Source organism: Ruegeria sp. I3 (assembly GCF_056532525.1).
In genome coordinates this window covers 1-17,084 of record NZ_JBQFNI010000017.1, presented here as the reverse complement: position 1 = coordinate 17,084, position 17,084 = coordinate 1, and the positions used below count along the sequence as shown (strand labels likewise).

General features: G+C 56.8%; 17 protein-coding genes and 1 pseudogene. 8 read left to right on the top strand and 10 right to left on the bottom strand.

Going from position 1 to position 17,084, the window contains the following annotated elements; all coding sequences use genetic code 11:
• The 7 genes and pseudogenes from ACR0L9_RS20360 to ACR0L9_RS20330 form a co-directional block, all read left to right on the top strand.
• A pseudogene (locus ACR0L9_RS20360) lies at positions 1 to 230 on the top strand (carbohydrate ABC transporter substrate-binding protein); the annotation flags it as partial.
• A 94-nt stretch (positions 231 to 324) separates the two neighbouring features.
• A complete protein-coding gene (locus tag ACR0L9_RS20355; protein WP_480896564.1) occupies positions 325 to 1,215 on the top strand; it encodes a carbohydrate ABC transporter permease in 891 nt (296 codons plus the stop codon).
• Positions 1,208 to 2,113, top strand: coding sequence for a carbohydrate ABC transporter permease (locus tag ACR0L9_RS20350; RefSeq protein WP_170641983.1), 906 nt, complete (start codon positions 1,208 to 1,210; stop codon positions 2,111 to 2,113). Before ACR0L9_RS20355 ends, ACR0L9_RS20350 begins: the two co-directional genes overlap by 8 nt.
• Before the next feature lie 5 nt (positions 2,114 to 2,118).
• The gene (locus tag ACR0L9_RS20345) at positions 2,119 to 3,198 is read left to right on the top strand and encodes an ABC transporter ATP-binding protein (protein ID WP_170641985.1); all 1,080 of its coding nucleotides are present in this window, start codon (positions 2,119 to 2,121) and stop codon (positions 3,196 to 3,198) included.
• A gap of 63 nt (positions 3,199 to 3,261) precedes the next feature.
• A complete protein-coding gene (locus tag ACR0L9_RS20340) occupies positions 3,262 to 4,002 on the top strand; it encodes a sugar phosphate isomerase/epimerase family protein (protein WP_170641987.1) in 741 nt (246 codons plus the stop codon).
• 12 nt (positions 4,003 to 4,014) lie between these two features.
• Positions 4,015 to 5,148 (top strand): Gfo/Idh/MocA family protein, encoded by a 1,134-nt coding sequence (locus tag ACR0L9_RS20335; RefSeq protein WP_170641989.1) that lies wholly within the window; start codon positions 4,015 to 4,017, stop codon positions 5,146 to 5,148.
• A gap of 11 nt (positions 5,149 to 5,159) precedes the next feature.
• Positions 5,160 to 5,690: a gluconokinase gene (locus tag ACR0L9_RS20330; RefSeq protein ID WP_480896563.1), complete on the top strand. Its 531-nt coding sequence runs from the start codon at positions 5,160 to 5,162 to the stop codon at positions 5,688 to 5,690.
• Between the two features lie 581 nt (positions 5,691 to 6,271).
• Here the strand turns inward: ACR0L9_RS20330 and ACR0L9_RS20325 are convergent.
• From ACR0L9_RS20325 to ACR0L9_RS20285, 9 genes are all read right to left on the bottom strand, one after another.
• Entirely contained in the window at positions 6,272 to 7,156 is an 885-nt protein-coding gene (locus tag ACR0L9_RS20325; protein WP_480896562.1) for an HAD-IIA family hydrolase, read from the bottom strand.
• A 109-nt stretch (positions 7,157 to 7,265) separates the two neighbouring features.
• A complete protein-coding gene (locus ACR0L9_RS20320) occupies positions 7,266 to 8,942 on the bottom strand; it encodes a Na/Pi cotransporter family protein (protein WP_480896561.1) in 1,677 nt (558 codons plus the stop codon).
• Between the two features lie 32 nt (positions 8,943 to 8,974).
• Positions 8,975 to 9,784, bottom strand: coding sequence for a phosphodiesterase (locus ACR0L9_RS20315; RefSeq protein WP_480896560.1), 810 nt, complete (start codon positions 9,782 to 9,784; stop codon positions 8,975 to 8,977).
• The gene (locus ACR0L9_RS20310) at positions 9,781 to 10,815 is read right to left on the bottom strand and encodes an ABC transporter ATP-binding protein (RefSeq protein ID WP_480896559.1); all 1,035 of its coding nucleotides are present in this window, start codon (positions 10,813 to 10,815) and stop codon (positions 9,781 to 9,783) included. Before ACR0L9_RS20310 ends, ACR0L9_RS20315 begins: the two co-directional genes overlap by 4 nt.
• Positions 10,812 to 11,603 (bottom strand): ABC transporter permease, encoded by a 792-nt coding sequence (locus tag ACR0L9_RS20305; protein ID WP_061047620.1) that lies wholly within the window; start codon positions 11,601 to 11,603, stop codon positions 10,812 to 10,814. Before ACR0L9_RS20305 ends, ACR0L9_RS20310 begins: the two co-directional genes overlap by 4 nt.
• Position 11,604: 1 nt before the next feature.
• Positions 11,605 to 12,408, bottom strand: coding sequence for an ABC transporter permease (locus ACR0L9_RS20300; protein WP_480896558.1), 804 nt, complete (start codon positions 12,406 to 12,408; stop codon positions 11,605 to 11,607).
• Positions 12,409 to 12,465: 57 nt separating this feature from the next.
• Entirely contained in the window at positions 12,466 to 13,461 is a 996-nt protein-coding gene (locus ACR0L9_RS20295) for an ABC transporter substrate-binding protein (RefSeq protein WP_480896557.1), read from the bottom strand.
• Positions 13,458 to 14,561, bottom strand: coding sequence for a LacI family DNA-binding transcriptional regulator (locus tag ACR0L9_RS20290; RefSeq protein WP_480896556.1), 1,104 nt, complete (start codon positions 14,559 to 14,561; stop codon positions 13,458 to 13,460). Before ACR0L9_RS20290 ends, ACR0L9_RS20295 begins: the two co-directional genes overlap by 4 nt.
• A gap of 8 nt (positions 14,562 to 14,569) precedes the next feature.
• Complete coding sequence (locus tag ACR0L9_RS20285) at positions 14,570 to 14,803, bottom strand: hypothetical protein (protein WP_480896555.1); 234 nt, start codon at positions 14,801 to 14,803, stop codon at positions 14,570 to 14,572.
• A gap of 524 nt (positions 14,804 to 15,327) precedes the next feature.
• Here ACR0L9_RS20285 and ACR0L9_RS20280 point away from each other — a divergent pair.
• Positions 15,328 to 16,569, top strand: coding sequence for a cytochrome P450 (locus ACR0L9_RS20280; protein ID WP_475163816.1), 1,242 nt, complete (start codon positions 15,328 to 15,330; stop codon positions 16,567 to 16,569).
• Positions 16,570 to 16,728: 159 nt separating this feature from the next.
• Here the strand turns inward: ACR0L9_RS20280 and ACR0L9_RS20275 are convergent.
• Positions 16,729 to 17,084 (bottom strand): hypothetical protein (locus ACR0L9_RS20275; RefSeq protein WP_480896554.1); only part of this gene is annotated, 356 nt, incomplete at its 5' end.

Genomic DNA, 17,084 nt, shown 5'->3' with positions numbered 1-17,084 from the left:
GTTTCCTACCGGTGCGTGGTGACATCGAATTGTCGTCAGCCAATGACTTCATGCAGAATGGCCTGGCCCTTCTGGCTGATGGTGCAACTCTGCCAGACACAGCTCAACTGGTCACTCCTGACACAGCGGACCAGATCAGCACGTTGTTCATTGAGTTCTTCGCTGACTCATCTATCACAGTCGAGGATGCGCAGGCTCAATTCGCGAGCATCATCGCGACAGCGCAGTAATCTGCAACTTAGGCCGGTCCGCGAATACGCGGGCCGGCGTTATTCAGGTGTTTGGCGCGGCATTTCGGATGCAGGTCAGCGCGGGGGAAAGATCATGTCATCAACACGCCCGAACCAGTTGTTCCGCAACAAATCGGCAAAAATTGCAGCAATCCCGATGATCGGGACCGCACTCTTTGTTTTTGTTGGCGGCACGATCTGGACTGTCGTTTACAGTTTTACCAATTCCGGTCTTCTGCCGCGTTTGCAGTGGGTTGGCCTAGATCAGTACGAACGCTTGTGGCCCACGCGTAAATGGCTCGTTTCAATCGAGAACCTTGCCATCTATGGCTTCTGTATGCTGGTTTTGATGTTTGTGATCGGCTTCATTTTGGCTGCGCTGATTGACCAAAAGATCCGATTTGAGAATACAATTCGCACCGTCATCCTTTACCCCTACGCGCTCAGCTTCGTTGTCACCGGTCTGGTCTGGCAATGGATTCTGAACCCGGAATTTGGCGTGCAAAATATCGTGCGTGGTCTGGGTTGGGAAAGCTTCACCTTCGACCCGCTCTATACGCCCGATATCGCGATTTACGGCGTGCTCATTGCCGGCCTCTGGCAGGGTAGCGGGCTCGTTATGGTGCTGATGCTCGCCGGTCTTCGCGGTATCGATCAAGAGGTCTGGAAGGCGGCCCGTGTCGACGGTATCCCCGCCTGGAAAACTTATATCTTCATTGTCATCCCGATGATGCGCCCGGTCTTTATCACGACCCTTGTACTGGTGGTGACGGGCATTGTGAAACTCTATGACCTGATCGTGGCGCAAACGGGCGGGGGTCCGGGCATCGCCACCGAAGTTCCCGCCAAATACGTCTATGACATGATGTTCCAGGCCAACAATTTGGGTCAGGGCTTTGCTGCCTCGACCATGATGTTGGTGACGGTCGCAATCATCGTGATCCCCTGGGCTATCCTCGAGTTTGGAGGCAAGAACCGTGGCTGATACTTCCGCTTCCGCTTTCACCGGCCCACATGGGCCAAAACCGCAAAAGGCCTTCTCGCGACGCAATATCTTTCTCTACGGCACGCTCTTTGTAGTGGCTGCCTACTACGCTCTGCCGCTCTACATCATGATCGTGACGTCGCTGAAAGGCATGCCGGAAATCCGGATGGGCAATATCTTTGCCCCGCCGATGGAGGTGACTTTTCAGCCCTGGGTCAAAGCGTGGTCCGAGGCTTGTACCGGTCTGACCTGTAACGGTCTCAGTACTGGGTTCTGGAATTCGGTCCAGATCACGATCCCCTCGGTGATCCTGTCGATTATCATCGCATCGGTGAACGGCTACGCTTTGGCCAACTGGAAGTTCAAAGGCGCGGATTTGTTCTTCACCATCCTGATCTTTGGCGCCTTCATCCCCTATCAGGTGATGCTCTATCCGATTGTGATCATGCTGCGCGAGATTGGCCTATACGGATCGTTATCGGGGTTGGTCGTTGTTCACACGATCTTCGGGATGCCGATCCTGACGCTGCTGTTCCGCAACTATTTCACGTCGCTGCCTGAAGAGCTGTTCAAGGCTGCACGCGTCGACGGGGCGGGCTTCTGGGGCATCTATTTCCGCATCATGGTGCCCATGTCCCTGCCGATCTTCACGGTTGCGATGATCCTGCAAGTGACAGGCATCTGGAACGACTTCCTGTTCGGCGTCGTCTACACCGGCCCGGAAAGCTATCCGATGACTGTGTCGCTGAACAATATCGTCAACACGACCCAAGGCGTGAAGGAATACAACGTCAATATGGCCGCTACGATCCTCACCGGATTGGTGCCACTGACCATATATTTCGTCTCGGGAAGACTCTTTGTGCGCGGCATCGCCGCAGGCGCGGTGAAAGGCTGAACATCATGGAAAACTCAGTAGAAATCAAAAATCTCGACCTGCGGTTTGGATCAGTTGAAGTCCTCAAAGACCTCAATCTCGATATCGGAAAGGGCGAATTCCTGGTGCTCCTAGGCTCGTCCGGTTGCGGCAAGTCCACCCTGTTGAACTGTATTGCAGGCCTGCTGGATATCTCAGCAGGGCAGATCCACATCAACAGTCAGAACGTTACTTGGGCCGAGCCGTCCGAACGTGGCATCGGTATGGTGTTCCAGTCCTATGCGCTCTACCCGCAGATGACGGTCGAGGGGAACCTGTCCTTCGGCCTTAAGAATGCGGGCCTGCCAAAGGCTGAGATCGCCGAGCGGATCAAACGCGCTTCGGAAATCCTGCAAATCGAGCCGCTTTTGAAACGCAAACCTGCCGCCCTGTCCGGTGGTCAGCGTCAGCGTGTGGCCATCGGGCGTGCGTTGGTGCGCGACGTCGATGTATTTCTGTTTGACGAGCCGTTGTCGAACCTCGATGCGAAACTACGCGCGGATCTGAGGGTCGAAATCAAGCGCCTGCACCAGAACCTCGAAAACACCATGATCTACGTCACCCACGACCAGATCGAAGCGATGACGCTGGCCGATCGGATCGCGATCATGCGGGGCGGTCAGATCATGCAGCTGTCGTCCCCTGATGAAATCTACAGCCGCCCGGTCAACAAATATGTGGCGGGCTTCATCGGATCGCCGTCAATGAATTTCATGGATGGCCAGATCAAGGACGGTCACTTCGAAGTGGGCGAGCAGAAGATCCCGCTGTCCGGCTACGAATTCTCTACGGAAGGTTCGGTCGAAGGCCCTGCGACCTTGGGTATCCGCCCCGAACATGTGGTCACCGGAGAGCTTGTGCAGAACGCGCCCTATCAGATCGACGTGGATATCGACCTGATTGAACCAACTGGCTCAGACAAGCTCGTGGATTGTGTTGTTGCGGGCAACCATTTCCGCGTGCGCATGGAGGGGCAGGCCGATGTGAAGGTCGGTGAGAAACTGCGACTTGGTTTCGACCTGTCACAATCCTCGCTCTTCGATATTCAATCGGAATTGCGGCTCTAAGCGCTTTCCAATCCCAAAAAGGGCCGAATGGCCAACCCTTAACCTGATCTAAAAGGACAGATCATGCCTTCTATTTCCTATCAGCTCTATTCGTCGCGCAATTGGGACGTTGGAGAAACCTTCAAGATGCTTGAAGAGCTGGGCGTAAAAGAGGTCGAAGGCGTCGGCCCTTACTATGAAGACCTGGCCAAGACCAAAGCATTGCTCGAGACGCATGGCATGACCATGCCGACGGGCCATTTCGCGCCTGATCTGGTCGAAAACGAGCCCGAAAAGGCGATCGAGATTGCCAAGGCCCTTGGGATCAAATCGGTGATCGTGCCCTTCATCCCGCCTGCCGAGCGCCCGACCACATTGGCCGGTTGGCAGGACTTCGCGACGCGTCTGGCCAAGGCGGGCGAGCCGATCATCGCTGCCGGGCTGGAATACGGCTGGCACAATCACGATTTCGAGCTGGTGCCCGTTGACGGGCAAATGCCGCTCGATATCATCGCGGCAGCCTCTGATGACATCATGCTTGAGCTTGATCTGGCCTGGGTCAAAGTGGCCGGTCACGATCCGGCGGAATGGCTGACGAAATATGCCGACCGCATCACCACCGTGCATGTCAAGGACCGCGCGCCCGAAGGCGAGAATGCCGATGAAAGCGGCTGGGCCGATGTGGGTCACGGCATCATGGACTGGCCCGCGATCAAGCAGGCCATGGATGCCGCCGGGGTCGAGCGTTACGTCATCGAACATGACAACCCCAATGACCATGTCCGCATGGCCACCCGGTCGCTGGCCACCGTTCAGGCATTTTGAGGGATCACAGACATGAAGACTGTTGGTGTCGGCATCATCGGCTGCGGCAATATCTCGACCTCTTACCTCAAGCTCGCGCCGCTCTTTAAGGCGCTTGAGGTGCGGGCGGTTGCCGATCTGAACATGGATGCCGCCAAGTTGCGAGCGGAAGAGTTTTCGGTTCGCGCCGATACGATCGACGATCTGCTGGCTGCCGATGACATAGAGATTATCGTCAACCTGACGATCCCGGCGGCGCATTTCGATGTGACCAAACGGACTCTAGAGGCAGGCAAGCACGCCTATTCCGAAAAGCCCTTTGTGCTGACCCTGGAAGAAGGCGAAGCCCTGCGGAGCCTTGCGGCGGAAAAAGGTCTGCGCGTCGGGTCGGCGCCGGACACCTTCCTAGGCGGTGCCCATCAACTTGCTCGTGCGGCCATTGACGAAAATCTGGTCGGGGACATCATCGGTGGTACCTGTCACGTAATGTCGCGCGGAATGGAGGCTTGGCACCCCAATCCGGACTTCTTTTTCCAGCCCGGTGGCGGGCCCATTCTTGATCTAGGACCCTACTATGTGACCAACCTGGTGCAACTCATTGGGCCGGTGAAAGCGGTGACAGCCATGGCTTCGGCCAGCTTTCCGAGCCGCACCATCGGCAATGGCCCGCGCGAGGGCGAAACCGTGCCTGTGGACACGCCGACCAATATTCACGCCGTACTTGAATTCGAAAACGGCGCGCTGATCACCCTTGGCGCAAGTTGGGATGTTTGCGCCCATCGCCATGAGAATATGGAACTTTATGGAACTGACGGTTCGCTGTACCTTCCTGATCCAAATTTCTTTGGAGGAGAGGTTTATCTAGCCAAGCAGGACGGCGATACTACCGCTATTGCGTCTCGCAATCATGCATTTGAGATCCCCAATGCCAAGGACGGGCAAGGGAATGACCGTGCCAACTACCGCTGTGCAGGACTTGCGGATATGGCCGTGGCCGTCGCCACGGGAAGGCCGCATCGTTGCAGCTTGGAACTAGCGACTCACGTGGTCGAGATAATGACCGCAATCCTTCAGTCCGCTGAAGAACGACGCTGGATCGATATGGTCACTGCTTGCGAACGTCCGGATGCGTTGCTCCCGGATCAAGCCCGCGCTCTACTCATTTGAATTGCACTCTTATGGTTGAACCCCCAAAGGCCACCCGAAATCATGTCTTTATTGTTATGGGCGTGTCCGGTGTTGGCAAAACCACTATCGCACGCAGTCTCGCGGAGCGACTGGACGCTCAATTCATTGAAGCCGACGATTACCATTCGGACGCCAATCGAAGGGCCATGAAACGGGGTATCCCGCTCAATGATGAGATGCGATTGCCGTGGCTTCATGCATTGTGTGAGGCCGCTGAAACCGCCCGACGTCAGGGGCATGTCGTTCTGGCCTGCTCTGCCCTCAAACAGCAGTATCGTGACCTGATTCGCACCCACGTGGGGCATTTAAAGTTCATATTTCTAGATGCCGGTCGCGATGCCATTGCACAGCGTATGGCGTCGCGCAGGGGCCATTTTATGCCAGCATCTTTGCTGGATGCCCAATTCGCAAATCTGGAGCGGCCGCTCAAAAATGAGGGCGCTATCGTGATAGATGCCGCTGCTCCTATGCCGACGGTCGAGGATGCCGTCGAATCATCTGCCAAATCGGTTTGTGGCTAGCAACTGTATCTCTCCAGCGGTTTGCGATGACCGCTCCTGACCTGATTTGACGAGAGCGCTGGCAATGATCACAGGCTTGCGGGCGACGGCCGTGATGGCGACTTTGTGAGGTTTTCCGGCGCCTCAGAGACGGTCAGCGAATGCTCTGAGTACAAGATCGTAATGACTTGTCTCACCGCGAAAGTGTAGTTTCGTTTCCAGCCAAATCTATGCACCTGAATGACCGCTCCGGCGACATCGGCTGCAACGCGGCGAAAAGTGTGCTTCACCTGCCAGCGGATGCTGCGTCAGCAATAGCTGCATGAGCAAATGGCGGCTGTGTCCGCGTCTTACCAGTTCACGGACGATGATGCAAAAGGTAGCGGTTCCCGGCAGCACCCATTGGTGCATCGGGCGGCGAAGCTGCCAGGAGAGCCCAAACTACCGGATGCTGCGCGAGGTACGAGCGGCAGCTATGCGCAGGGTGCGGACTTTGAAAATTTTGGCCCTTGGTGTTCGTCCGGTGTGGGTCTGCGTTTCGTATTTCTTCGCCGCACTGCGCCAACGAATATTGGGGGCATTATGTCTGAAACAGGTAGATATCAGATCCTTGAAAGATGCCAATCGGGGAAAATTCCGGCGCGTTGGCAGAAAGCGAGCGCGTCATAGCCGGAAAACATCCCATCCCGTGTGACAAGAACAGTTCGCCATCCTCTTGCAGCCGCACCGGCGATGTCGGTGTGCAAAGTGTCGCCGCACATGGCAATGCGGTTTGCGGCGATTTCTGACAGTGACGCTTCCAGGAGCTTGTAAACCGATGGAAAGGGTTTGCCAAAAAAGTGGATGTCGTTTGAGTCATGATCGGCCATCAGATGCCCGAAATACCCCGGTTCCAGTGAAAATCCATCTTCGCGCGGCGCGGCCAGATCCGCATTGGCGATCACCACCGGGCGCGGGTTATTTTGGAGTGACTTCTCTAAGAGCGCTTGATGCGCGTTCGTCCAGACTTCTGTGGATAGAAACAGAAAGCCCGATACCTGATCATAATCCAAGATGTCTTCGTCAAGGCGGAGGACGTCGGCGGGAATATCGTTTAAATCGTCTGAGGGGGCGGCGATGCAGCCCCACAAACCGGGGGTGATCTGTCCGATTGCGGCATCCCGGCTGGTTATGATTTCTTTGGGTTCCACGTTCATGCCAAGTTTTTGAAACTTGATAACTGCGCGGTCGTGATCATAGCTGGCGGCATTGGACAGAATGCGGATCTGGCATCCCCTGCCGCGCAGCTGGTCCAGTCTTGATGAGGCGCCGGGAATCGGTGTTTCGCCCACGTTCAGCACGCCAAATGCGTCAAATACAAAGACATCAGCCTGATCTGCTATTTCCAGAAGCGAGCCGATTTCCTGCGTCGCCGGGGCGGAATTGGCCTTGGGCAAACGATGTCGGATTGCCTCGTAGCGGGTGAATATTTGATCAACAGTCTGCATTCAGTTTTCTCTTCTTCCCAGCGCGGATTTTCTGGCTCTGGTCCGCCGTTGGAGACGGCGCAGAATGCGAAGTTTGATATGCGCCGTCGCTTTCGTAACGTGGTTCTGGCTATTGTCCGGTTTTCGGTTTTTTCGACAAGCGGGTCGATAAAAGGTCGCCAGAGCGCGCCGCGATCCGATAACCGATAATGGCAAAGCCTGCGTTCACGTTTTTCAGAATGCGCAGGCTCTCCTGATGCATTCGACTGGTTTCAAAGCTTTCTTTCAGACCCGAGCGAAGCCGTTCCAGATGCTTTTCCTGAAGGGTTTGCTCTGCTGTGCGCACCTTTTCCTTGGCCCGCAGCAATTGCCGCGCGGGATCGGGCGCGCCTGTCATCAGCACGTTCAGCGCCAGTTGCGCATTGCTGAGCACACGGTCATGGAAGTCTTCGACGTCTTTAAGCCCGTCTTCGGAAAAGGTCAGGTGTTCGGCATTGAGTAGTCTGGCCTGCTCCACCAGCCCGGTGCCAATGGCATCCGCCGTGGTTTCAAGACTATGGGCAATGGTTGCAAGCTCGCTTGAACGCTCCTTTTCGTCCTCGCTCAACTGGCTGTGGTTCAGTTTGGCGAGATACAGCTTAATCTCGACATGCAGGTCCTGCACATGGGTGGTTTTGGCCTCAATGGCCTTGGCTGCGGCCGCGTCCCAGTTTTTGAAAAGCACGATGGAGGCGCGCAAAATGGTCTCGGTCGTTTCGCCCATTTTCATGATTTCGCGGGTCGCACAGGCCAGAGCACGGGGCGGCTGATCAAGGGCGGAATGATCAAGGGCGGTGGTCTGGATCAGGTCGGCATTTGTTTCGGCCTGTTCCGGCATCATGCGCTCGGCCAGAACGGTGATCCATTTCAGAAACGGCATGGCGAGCAGGGCCAGCCCGGCATTAAAGGCGAGGTGCAGGTTGATCGCCTGGCGCGATGCGCTTTCTCCAAGCCATGTGAGAAGCCCGGGATTTTGCAACAGCACGACGAGCAGCAACGCAGCACCTCCGCCACGCAGTGCAACGTTGGCCACGACGATGCGGCGGGCGGCCAGCGGGGCGGTGAGGGTCAGCATATAGGCCAGAAAAGCGCCCCCTGCGTTCGCACCCAATACCATTGCCGCAGCGCCGGTAGGGGGCAGCAGCCCTTGCGCGCTGAGCGTGACAAAGAACAGCACGGCAGCAACCGAGGAGTGCACCGCCCAGGCAAAGAAAGCGCCGATCACAAAGGACGTCAGCACATCGCCGCCCAGATAGCGCATAACGCTGATCGTGGCCGGGCTGTCGATCAGCGGGCCGGTGGCGGCGCGGATCATGTCGAGCGACACGAAGATAAGCGCAATCCCGATCAGTATCCGCCCCAGCTGCCGTATTTCGTTGCGCGAGCTGCGCAGGAACAGGATGACGCCGATCAGCAAAAGCAGCGGCACCAGAAAATCCTGCCGCAAGAGCAGGATTTGCGACACGATGGCCGAGCCGACATCCGCGCCCAGCAGAATGGCCATTCCGGCCAGCAATCCAACGCCGCCCTTAACCGCGAAATTTGACAGCAACACCGCGACCGCAGTCGCGCTTTGGAGACAAAGCGCTGCAAAGATCCCGCTGACCATCGCCTGAAGGCGGCTGGAGTTGGAGCGGCGCAGAAAAGCGCGTAGCTGAACCGCATAGGCGCGTTCGACCCCCGTCCGCAACAGTCTGACCGACCAGATCAAAAGCGCCGCCGCGCCTGCAATATGCAGGGCGAACACGATGATATTCGTGTCATCCATCAGCCAATTCCCTCACTCGTCGCAGTTCGCGGTCAGTCATTCGGGTAAAACAAATGCGGACCGTCGAACGCCCCGACCGGGATGCTATGCGTCAAAATTCCATTGCGCAATTCGTGTAACAGAAAACCGCCCGGCTCCTTGGTGAGGCAATTGGGGGCACCTTCACGCAAGTCCATTGAGACCGCATGTGAGACACCGGGGGCAATCTGGCAAATCACGCCGCCAAAATTCGCCACGATATTGCGGTGAACATGACCACAGACCAGACGCAATTCGCCCCGGTAAGAGGATAGGATTTCCCGGAACATCCGGCTTTCCCGCAGGTTCTGGATGTCCATCTTTTCAAGGCCCGTCATGATGGGCGGATGATGGGTGGCAACGATCACCGGCTTTCCGCCTGCCGCATCCAGCCCGTTTTGCAGGAAAGCGACGCTGTCGTCGGTCAGGTGCCCATGCGCCTGTTCATGCACATTTGTGTCCAGAGCGATCAGGACCAGATCCGGGAACTCGGATATCCAGTTGATCGGGCCGGATGCCGGCACCCAGTCTTTGTCGGCAAAGAAATCCCGCATCACCGGGACGCTGTCGTGATTGCCCGGAATGGCACGATAGGGGATTTTCAGGGGATGCATGATATCGCTGAACCGCTGATATTCCTCTTTGGTGCCAAAGTCCGTCAGGTCGCCGGTGACGATGGCAAGATCGACCGGCCCGATTTCCGGCAGGCAACGGTTCACGGTCTCGACGCAACTGGCCAGTGCAGGTGCGGTGTCAACCTGCCCGTAGGCAAGCTGACCATGTGGTACGATATGCGGATCCGAAATCTGAATGATCTTGGTCATTCGGCTTCGGTCCCTTCAGGCAAAAGCATGAGCGCATCCGGTTTGATCGAAACCTTGACGGAGTCGCCCACCTTGGGCGCGCTGAGCCCGACATGGGTCGATGTCAGAACGTTTGACACGATGCCGGAAATGCCAAGCCGGTAATGCGTTCCCAGGAACGTCACCGTTTCGATCTTGCCGCTTAACGGTCCGTCGGGGTCGATCTGCACATCCTCGGCCCGCACAAACACAACCTGGCCGGTGCCATCCGCAGGAAGATCAAGAACGCCACCATCAAGATGCAGTTTCGCGCCCTCGCTGCGTCCGTCCAGACGCATCGCGTTGCCGACAAAGCCCGCGACAAATTCCGAATTCGGATTGCGGTAAAGCTCTTCCGGTGTGCCGCTCTGGACGACATGGCCATGGGACATGACGGCAACACGATCAGCAATGGCCATCGCCTCGTCCTGATCATGTGTGACGAAAATTGCGGTGATGTTGAATTCACGCAATAGCACGGCCAATTCGTCGCGCAAGGCTTCGCGCAGGTTTGCATCAAGAGCGGACAAAGGTTCGTCCAGCAAAAGCATGCGGGGGCGTGGCGCAATTGCACGGGCCAGAGCGACGCGTTGACGCTGACCACCTGACAGCGCGCTGATGGCGCGGGCGGCATATGGCTGAAGCTGGCAAATTTCCAGAACTTCGGTCACGCGTTTTTCAATCTCGGGCTTTGGCAATTTCTGCATTTTCAGCCCATAGCCGATGTTGGCCCGAACCGACATGTTCGGGAACAAAGCGTAGGATTGAAAAACCATCCCGACCTTGCGCTTCTCGACAGGCAGAGAGGTCACATCATCGTCATCAAACAGAATTTTACTGCCCGCATCAGGCGTTTCCAGCCCGGCGATAATTCTGAGCAGCGTGGTTTTCCCGCAGCCCGAGGGCCCGAGGAGCGAGACAATTTCGCCTTTTTCCACTGTCAGTTCCGAGGGCAAAAGCGCCTTGGTCCCGTCGGGATAGGTTTTGGCGGTGTTGGTTAGGCGTAGGGTCATTTGGCTATCCTTTGCGCACGCGCCGAGGCCCATTGCATGGCCATCAGGAGCGGAACGATGAGTACGAAGAAGACAAGCGTGTATGCGGAGGCGATTTCCAGCCTCATGGAGGCATAGCTGTCAGCAAGACCGACGGGCAGCGTCTTGAGCCAGGGCGTGTGCAACATCCAGGTGATGTTGAATTCCCCGATTGAAAGCGTCACTACCGTGAGCGCCCCTGCTAGAATGCCCGGCATCGCGTTTGGAACAACAATGTCACGGAACCTTTGCCAGGGGCTTGCCCCCAGAGAGGCGGCGCCTTCCTCAAGCGTTTTGAGGTCCATTGCCGCCAGAACTGCCACGATTGAGCGGACCATGAATGGAAGCGTATAAAGTACGTGGCCGACCAGAATGAAGGTCCACGAGGCGCGGAACCCTTTCATCGAGCCATAAAGCTGCAACAGCGCCAGCGCGATCGCCAGACCGGGGATTGCAAGCGGGAGCGAGATGAATTCCTCCAACAGGCGCGACAGCCAGCCGGGATGGCGTGCCAATCCATAGGCAGCCGGGATGCCGATGATCAACGTGCAGATCAGGCAGGCGAAGGCCAGCCATATCGACAGAAAGATGCTGTCTGCATAGAGCGACCAGACTTCGATCACCCATTTCGTGGTCAGGCCGGACGAGACACCCCTGAAGTAATTTACCGTGATACCTGCAAGGACCGACTGCAAGGTCGGGACCAGCAGGAATGCACATGCGAGAAGCGTGACGGCGAGTTGCAGTATTTTGGTTTTTGATTTGAACATATTAACCTCCGGCAGCCACGGTGGAGCCAGACAGGCTGCGTGCGATCAGAAGCAACGCCCATGTGACGATGCCCAGAACGATCGACAATGCCGATGCCATGGCGATGTTGGCGGACAGGGTGAATTCTGTGTAGATCACCATCGGAATGACATCGATGTCTGTTGCCAGCGTGAACGCGGTGCCAAAGGCCCCCATCGCGGTCGCAAAGGCAATTGCGCCTGAGGCAATCAACGATGGCATCAAGCCAGGAACAATGACATCCATCACCACCCTGTACGGCGAAGCGCCCATCGTCCGCGCGGCTTCTTCAAGGGAAGGATCAAGCTTTTCAGCCGCCGCCATGACCGTCAGCAGGACCCGTGGGATCGAGAAGTAAAGATACCCAAGGAACAGACCCAGTGCTGAATAGGCAAAGACAACATGACCCGGTGTCAGCTGATTGACGAGACCCTGCCGCCCACCAAGCAGGATGATCAGAAAACCGATCACCACGCCCGGAAACGCAAGCGGCAAGGTCAGGATCGCCAGCAGGGTTCCACGCCCTCGAAACTGATTGCGCGACAAAAACATGCCTGCCGTGGTCGAGATGGCCAGCGCGGCAATGGTCGTCGCAAAGGACACGATCACCGTTAGGATTAACGTGTTCACATATCTCGGCTTGGTTACCACATCGAGATAGATGGCCCAGCCGATCTCACTATCGCCAGATGCCTGGAACAACTTCACCAGAGGAAGGGCAAGAAACGCCAGAGAAAAGATTATCAGTGGCGTGAGACACGCCAGAACAAAGTTCCGATTGGTCATGGTTTGGCCTTTTCGGGGGACGGGCGAACGCCCATCCCCCCCCTTTAGAGGAAAGGTTTACTTGACGTCTGCCAGATAACGTTCGCCGAAGCCCGCCTGTGCCTTTTCCATCTTGGCATAGTCAACGGCCACGGCACGTTCATAGTCGCTGGCGGGCAGGAACTTCGCCGCAACTTCTGCCGGCAGCTCGACCGGGCGCGACGGCTGAAGATAGGCGTTGGTCCAGATGGCCTGACCTTTGTCAGACAGGATGAAATCCAGAACCCGCTTGCCCAGTTCCGGGTGCGGACCATTGTTCACAAGGCTCATCACGTAAGGAACGCGCACCGACCCTTCGCAAGGCAGAACGAATTCGAAGTTGCCGTCTTCTTCGTATTTGCCGCGATAAGCGTTGAAGTCATAGTCAAAGAGGATCGGAATTTCACCCGATACAACCCGCGCAAAGGATGTCTGCTTGGGCACGATGGGCGCGTTTTCTGCCAATTCGTTGAAGTACTGAATCGCAGGATCGAAATTGTCCAGATCGCCACCGAAGGCAATATTGACAGCCACAGCACCCGCATAGCCTACGAAAGCCGAAGACGGATCAAGATAGCCAACCATACCTTTGTATTCCGGCTTTTTCAGATCGGCAAAACACTGGGGCACTTCGGCACCGCCAAGCGCGTCGACATTCACGAACAGGCCCAGCGTGCCATAGTGAATAGCGAACCACTTACCATCCGGATCCTTCAGACCCTCCGGGATATCTTCAAAGCCGGTGGGCTTATAGGCCGTCGCGACACCTTCGTTGCCTGCCTTGATGCCCGTGGTCACACCATAATAAGCCACATCGGCGACCGGGTTATCACGCTCTGCCAGGAGCTGGCTGAGGGTCTGGCCGGAGTTCTTGTTGTCGAAGGGCATCTGGATATCGATCTCTTTGTCGATGGCTTCCAGCATCGATGCCCAGTCGGCCCATTGCGGCGGGCAGTTATAGCACACTGCATCTTCGGCAAATGCAGGTGCCGCGAAGGTCGTTGCCACTAAGGCGGCTGCGAGTTTATATTTCATTTTGATCTCTCCAGTTGAAAATTAACGTTCTCTTTGGTGGGATTGTCTGACGACGGGATGGTTGCACCCATCTCGTCGTCACTTCTTTCTGCGGCAGGTGGCGCAAGACTGCCCCCGGCGCGGAAACTAAACGAGGAGTCCGGGTCTGGCTGAACCGGTGCCTCGGTTTTATTGATGAGCGCCAGAACCGTTCCGGCGGCCCCGCTGCCCATCAATTTCGGATTGGTTACAATCGTGGCCAGACTTGGGTCGACCATCGTGCCAACTTCGATGCCGTCAAAACCGATAATCGACAGATCGCCCGGCACATTCAAACCAAGCGCCCGTGCACTTCGGATGATGGCCAGCGCCAGAAAGTCGTTTGAAGCAAAAATGCCGGTCAGCGACGGATTGTCGTTTAAAAACCCGCGCAGCAATTCGGTCAGACCTTCGTTGTCTTCTTTGATTTCCAGCAGAGCAGGCGCTGTCATGCCGTTTTCTGAACACCCCTCGGCAAACCCCTGATGGCGCGCACGCGCACGGTCCGAGGATTTGAAATTCAGCGCCATAAACCCGACATGGCGATGCCCGGCCTCATAAAACGCCTGTGCAACCGAGATGGCCGCGGACCGGTCATCGACGGACCAGCTTTCGCTGTTGTCGGGTGCGGCATTGAACATCAAACAATGCGGGACGCTTCTTTGCTGAACGGTCTTCAACCCTTCGCTGGAATTCACGTCGCTGACAGTCAGAACCAGCCCGTCAACCTGCTTGCCCATCAGCGTTTTGATCGCCTTGGTTTCACTTTCCGGGTCGTAATTGGTGCAGACCAGCAGGGTCTGATACCCGGCGGCCTGCGCTGTTTCCTGCAAACCCTGAACTGCGTCAGCAAATACCGGGTTGGCAATAGAAGGCACAATACAGCCGATTGTCCGGGTTGTGCTGCTTTGCAGCGATCGCCCCACTTCACTGAACTCAAAGCCAAGCTCATCAGCCGCCCTGTGCACCCTTTCGCGCAGTTCCGGGCTTGACGGCCCGGTGTTGTTCAGCACCCGACTTACCGATGCCACACCACAGCCCGCAAGCTGTGCAACGTCCTTGATTGTGACCTGCTGTCGCAAAAAACCCCCTATGGAAACGTTTCCATGTTGATATCCACAATCGCCAACTTAATCAAGTGATGCGACAGTAAGATGACAAAGCGCGTTGATTTTCGCGGTAAATCCGGCACCGGAGTGGTAATTTTTTCCGTATCAAAGGACGCTGTGCTCAGTGATCTCCTGCAAATAAATGAGGACAGAATCAGCTCCGCCAAAAGCCAAATTTCCTGGCCGGTAACTCGGTCTGTCAGATCGACGACCATCCTTCGTTGGTGGTTTTCAAACCACAGGGAAGCGGAATGGCAGCGCAAAGAATGCGCGTTTCGTGGCCGATATACAGATTGATGCCTTGGTTACGCGGCTACAGCAGGCACATTACCAAGGACCTGCCATCCCATCGGTCTGTCTTTCGCCTCATCGCTAAGCGCAAAAAGCAGACAGAAAAAATTTCAATTGAAAGACCGCTTAGTCCGCATCGCCGACAGCAGCTGACAACGATCGAACGACCGCCATGCTGGCAGGAAGAGCCGTTATCATCACGGAGCGGGAAACTCGCCATTAGTGCGGTCTGCCGCAATCAACTGCGGATAAACTACTACGGTGAAGGCCATGCATTGATGGGAACCGGTTAGCGAGCAGCCTGGGTCGGGAGAGAGTGTAGGTCGTCGGGCCAGATTGATGGCCGCGCCGCTTCGTCGGAGTGTGCCCTTTCCCCCATCTCAATCAGCGGCTCTGCGTAGTGGTCTGGATGGTTGGCGTTCGCTCGGCCGGGGCGATACAGTCTGACATGGCGAACAAAAATACACGAGATCTTCCGGCAATTGATATTGCGGCGAAGTCCTTCATCGAGAACCCGGCCGAAGACCTTGCGAGGTTACGCGAGAGCGGCCCCCTGGCGCGCGCGCGTCTTCCACTCTTTGGCGAGTTGCTGTTGACCACAGACGACCGCACGGCGCGCAGCCTGCTGAAAGACCCCCGTTTCAGCCGAGATCCGGCTGCGGCAGGCGGCAAACCTATCCAGACGTATTTCTGGTGGATGCCGCGGTTCATGCGCCCGCTCATGGAGTCGATGCTGGCAAAAGACGGCGACGAGCACAAACGACTGCGCTCACTCGTCGACCGCGCCTTCTCTCGCCACTCGATCGAAGACATGCGCCCCGACATCGAGGCCATGGCCAATGGCTTGCTCGACGCCTTGCCCACGGATCGTCCCGTGGACATCGTCAAAACCTATGCCGCCCCTCTGCCGCTCATGGCGATTTGCGCCCTACTTGGTGTGCCAGAACATGATCGGCCGAAGGTGTCGCGGTGGATTTCTCCGATCTCACGCCCGCGCGGGGTTCTTACCATTCCATTTGCGATGCCGGGGCTCTATCGGACGATGACCTACTTTCGCGGCATGTTCGATCAGGTTCGTTCCGATCCGGAAAGCGTTGCGCCTGGGTTGATCCGTGAACTGACTTTGGTGGAGGAAGAAGGTGACCGGCTGACCGAGAACGAGCTCTTGTCGATGGTTTTCACACTCTTCACCGCCGGGCACGTCACAACGGTCCACCTGATCTCGGACGCGCTCGCGGGACTTCTTGGCCGCGCGGAGCCGGCGATGTCCATCACCTCTGATCCCACACACCTCTCGCTCGCCGTAGAGGAGTTCATGCGGTACTACACGCCCGTGCTCATGACCAAGGCCCACTTCGCAAAGGAAGACCTCGACTTTCACGGGGTACCCATCAAGCGCGGCGACAAGCTGTCAGCGCTGCTAATAGGTGCCAATCACGATCCGGCCCGGTTTGAGAACCCCGAGCAAATGAAGCTCGATCGCCGTCCGAACGCCCATCTGGGGTTCGGCCATGGCATCCATGTCTGTCTCGGGATGCAGCTTGCCAGGATCGAGGCGCATGTGGCACTGGAGCGTCTGTTTGAACGGTTTTCCAATGCACGTCTCGCCGGTCCACCTAAGACACTACACTTCAGCCGCCAGATCGGAGTTCGCGGGATCGACCGGCTGGAGTTAATCTTACGACCATAGCCCGATCTAGCGTTCGCCCGATAGGCCCGCATCCCTGACTTCGGGTCGGCCTGAATGTATTCAGGCGGTCGAATTGGCGCGTCGCTCGTCAGTATGAGTTTTTCGCGGAAACTCTGAAAGTGGGCGCGCGCCGTAGCTAAAGGCGGCAATCAGCCCTGTCTACAAGCTGTGAACCTCATCCTTATGGATTTGGACGGCCTGTTCGCGGGTATGGGCAATCTCTTGCAACACGGCGGCAATCTTGCTGGATGAAACTTGGTGCAGCTCACCGACAACGGCCTCGGCGCGCGCGTAGCTGTCCGGAACGCCTTGGCTATTGAAGTGGGCCACAGCGGTGGAAATATCCGCGTCTTTCCAAGTCGCCGTTGTGCCGACCGAAACGCTATCATGATCGTTGTAGCGGGCCAGGAAGGTGTTTCCGTCGAGACCGAAGCTGTGCGCGGTCGCCACAATGTCATCACGCACAGCCAGCCATTTTTCGGCTTCCGTGGGGTCCAGGTTGTCCAACTCGGCCG

What these genes read in the sequence shown, in the direction of transcription:
- ACR0L9_RS20355 (WP_480896564.1), top strand. Translation starts at nt 325, where the DNA reads ATGTCATCAACACGCCCGAACCAGTTGTTCCGCAACAAATCGGCAAAA.
- ACR0L9_RS20345 (WP_170641985.1), top strand. Translation starts at nt 2,119, where the DNA reads ATGGAAAACTCAGTAGAAATCAAAAATCTCGACCTGCGGTTTGGATCA.
- ACR0L9_RS20340 (WP_170641987.1), top strand. Translation starts at nt 3,262, where the DNA reads ATGCCTTCTATTTCCTATCAGCTCTATTCGTCGCGCAATTGGGACGTT.
- ACR0L9_RS20335 (WP_170641989.1), top strand. Translation starts at nt 4,015, where the DNA reads ATGAAGACTGTTGGTGTCGGCATCATCGGCTGCGGCAATATCTCGACC.
- ACR0L9_RS20330 (WP_480896563.1), top strand. Translation starts at nt 5,160, where the DNA reads ATGGTTGAACCCCCAAAGGCCACCCGAAATCATGTCTTTATTGTTATG.
- ACR0L9_RS20325 (WP_480896562.1), bottom strand. Translation starts at nt 7,156, where the DNA reads ATGCAGACTGTTGATCAAATATTCACCCGCTACGAGGCAATCCGACAT.
- ACR0L9_RS20320 (WP_480896561.1), bottom strand. Translation starts at nt 8,942, where the DNA reads ATGGATGACACGAATATCATCGTGTTCGCCCTGCATATTGCAGGCGCG.
- ACR0L9_RS20315 (WP_480896560.1), bottom strand. Translation starts at nt 9,784, where the DNA reads ATGACCAAGATCATTCAGATTTCGGATCCGCATATCGTACCACATGGT.
- ACR0L9_RS20310 (WP_480896559.1), bottom strand. Translation starts at nt 10,815, where the DNA reads ATGACCCTACGCCTAACCAACACCGCCAAAACCTATCCCGACGGGACC.
- ACR0L9_RS20305 (WP_061047620.1), bottom strand. Translation starts at nt 11,603, where the DNA reads ATGTTCAAATCAAAAACCAAAATACTGCAACTCGCCGTCACGCTTCTC.
- ACR0L9_RS20300 (WP_480896558.1), bottom strand. Translation starts at nt 12,408, where the DNA reads ATGACCAATCGGAACTTTGTTCTGGCGTGTCTCACGCCACTGATAATC.
- ACR0L9_RS20295 (WP_480896557.1), bottom strand. Translation starts at nt 13,461, where the DNA reads ATGAAATATAAACTCGCAGCCGCCTTAGTGGCAACGACCTTCGCGGCA.
- ACR0L9_RS20285 (WP_480896555.1), bottom strand. Translation starts at nt 14,803, where the DNA reads ATGGTCGTCGATCTGACAGACCGAGTTACCGGCCAGGAAATTTGGCTT.
- ACR0L9_RS20280 (WP_475163816.1), top strand. Translation starts at nt 15,328, where the DNA reads ATGGCGAACAAAAATACACGAGATCTTCCGGCAATTGATATTGCGGCG.